At 77.6% G+C, this 2,243-nt stretch carries 2 protein-coding genes; one reads left to right on the top strand and one right to left on the bottom strand.

The window, feature by feature from the left end; all coding sequences use genetic code 11:
• Window positions 1-319: 319 nt before the first annotated feature.
• Complete coding sequence (locus ACZ4XX_RS35445) at window positions 320-1,783, bottom strand: NAD(P)H-hydrate dehydratase (protein WP_468511964.1); 1,464 nt, start codon at window positions 1,781-1,783, stop codon at window positions 320-322.
• A 175-nt stretch (window positions 1,784-1,958) separates the two neighbouring features.
• On the opposite strand from ACZ4XX_RS35445, the gene ACZ4XX_RS35450 reads away from it, so the two are divergent.
• Window positions 1,959-2,096 (top strand): hypothetical protein, encoded by a 138-nt coding sequence (locus ACZ4XX_RS35450; protein WP_468511965.1) that lies wholly within the window; start codon window positions 1,959-1,961, stop codon window positions 2,094-2,096.
• The last annotated feature ends 147 nt before the right edge of the window (window positions 2,097-2,243 follow it).

The following is a 2,243-nucleotide window of genomic DNA, read 5'->3' on the forward strand; positions in this document are numbered from 1 at the left end:
GGACGTGGGGGGCGACGCGGGCGCGCAGCGTGCGGACGTTCGCACGCAGCGCACCGAGGTCGATCTCGGCGCGGGCTCTGCGGGGCGGCGGTGTCTCAGTCATCGCGCCCAGTCTCTCAGGTGTCAGCCACCGGGACCGCTCCCCCCGGATCTGACATCCTCCGCCCCGCGAACGGGGCGGACTCCCACCTCCGGCCACGTGCGGCCGAGTGGGTGGCCGGCGCTTCTTCGACCGGGTCGCCCCGAGGTCTCCGCGTCCTGACACCGCCTGTCCAGCGGCGTGATCAATGTCGCGTCCCGCATGGGTGTCCGCGTCCCCCTACAGCCCCGCCGTCACGTCCCGCCACGCACCCCCCAACGCCCCCGCCACCTCCCCCGCCGTCACAGGCCCGCCTCCCGACGCCCGCCGCGCCGCCAGCCCATGCAGGTACGCCGCGCACGACGCCGCGTCCACCGGGCGCAGGCCCGCCGCGAGCAGCGAGCCCGCGAGGCCCGACAGGACGTCGCCGCTGCCCGCCGTCGCCAGCCATCCCGTCCCCGTCGGGTTCACCCGCACCGCACCCCCCGCGGCCCCGGCCTCCCCCGCCCCGCACACCAGCGTCGTCGACCCCTTGAGCAGCACCGTCGCCCCGAACCGCGCCGCCAGTTCCCGTACCGCCGCGAGCCGCCCGGACTCCACTTCCTCCCGGGTCGTACCGAGCAGCGCCGCCGCCTCCCCGGCGTGCGGGGTGAGCACGGTCGGCGCGCTGCGGGCCCGTACGAGCGAGGGGTCGAGCCCTCGCAGCCCGTCCGCGTCCACGAGCACCGGCACGTCCGAGGCGAGGACCTCCGCGGCGCCCGGCTCGTCGCCGAGCCCCGGCCCGACCACCCATGCCTGCACCCGTCCGGCGCGGTCCGGCGGCCCGGGGTGAACCAGGGTCTCCGGGTGCGCCGCGATCACCGCGTCCGCCGCGGGTCCGACGTACCGCACGGCCCCCGCGCCGCCCCGCAGGGCGCCCTCGACGGCGAGCACCGCCGCCCCCGGGTAACGCGCGGACCCTGCGACGATGCCGAGCACCCCGCGCCGGTACTTGTCGCTCTCGGCGCCCGGTACGGGCAGCAGGCGCGCCACGTCCTGGTGCTGGAGCGCCTCCAGGTCGGCCACGCCCGGCAGTTCGCCGCCGAGCCCGATGTCGACGAGCCGCAGCGCGCCCGCGTAGGACCGCGCCGGGTCGACGAGCAGGCCCGGCTTGTACGTACCGAAGGTCACCGTCACGTCCGCCCGCAGCACTTCCCCCGCCGCCTCCCCCGTGTCCGCGTCGACGCCGCTCGGCAGGTCGACGGCGACGAGGACGGCGTCGGAGCCGCGCGCGGCGCGGGCGACGGGCACGGCGTCGGGCCGGAGCCCGCCCCGTCCGCCGATGCCGGTGATGCCGTCGAGGACGAGGTCGGCGGCGGCGAGCGGTTCGAAGGGGTCGTCGTGGGCGCTGTCCACGACGCGGCCCCCCGCCGCCCGCAGCGCCGCGAGGCCGCCCTCGTGCGCGCGGTCGCCGAGGAGGACGGCGGTGACTCCGGCGCCGCGCCGGGCGAGCCGGGCGCCGGCGTAGAGGGCGTCGCCGCCGTTGTCGCCGCTGCCGACGAGGAGGGCGACTCTCGCCCCGTACACCCGCCCCTTCCCGAGGAGGGAGCAGCAGGCGGCGGCGAGTCCGGCGGCGGCGCGTTGCATGAGCGCGCCTTCGGGAAGTCGGGCCGCGAGGGCGGCTTCGGCGGCTCGTACGGTCTCCACGCGGTAAGCGGTACGCATGGTCGCAGTCTGCCGCAGGGCCCGGGCGCCTGCCCGTCGCCGCCACTCCGCCGTCCTCAAGCCCCGGCCCGGAGGGGCGGGTTGACGCCCCCTCATCACTCAACTTAGGTTTACCTTACCTAAGTAGCCGGTACGACATCGGTCGGTACCCGTCTCCCGGAAGGCCGGCTTCGCCATGCGCACCGTCACCCGCTCCGCCCTCACCCTCGCCTCCGCCGCCGCCCTCCCCGTCGGCCTCGCCTCCACCGCCTCCGCCGCCACCACGAACCGCACCGTCACCGACGGCCCCGGAGGCGGCGACACCACCCCCTAGACGTGCGCGGCACTCACACCCGACGCCGGCCCTGGCAGCCGCGCGCACACGGCCAGGGGGGGGGGGGGGGGGGGGGGGGGGGGGGGGCGGGGGGGGGGGGGAGGGGCTACGTGTCTCTGGGTGCTCCCACGGAGAGTGGGACCCAAA

This window comes from Streptomyces sp. NPDC029956 (genome assembly GCF_055574655.1).

Bases quoted from the DNA above. Each gene is read 5' to 3' on its own strand.
- ACZ4XX_RS35445 (WP_468511964.1), bottom strand. From the start codon at position 1,783: ATGCGTACCGCTTACCGCGTGGAGACCGTACGAGCCGCCGAAGCCGCC.
- ACZ4XX_RS35450 (WP_468511965.1), top strand. From the start codon at position 1,959: ATGCGCACCGTCACCCGCTCCGCCCTCACCCTCGCCTCCGCCGCCGCC.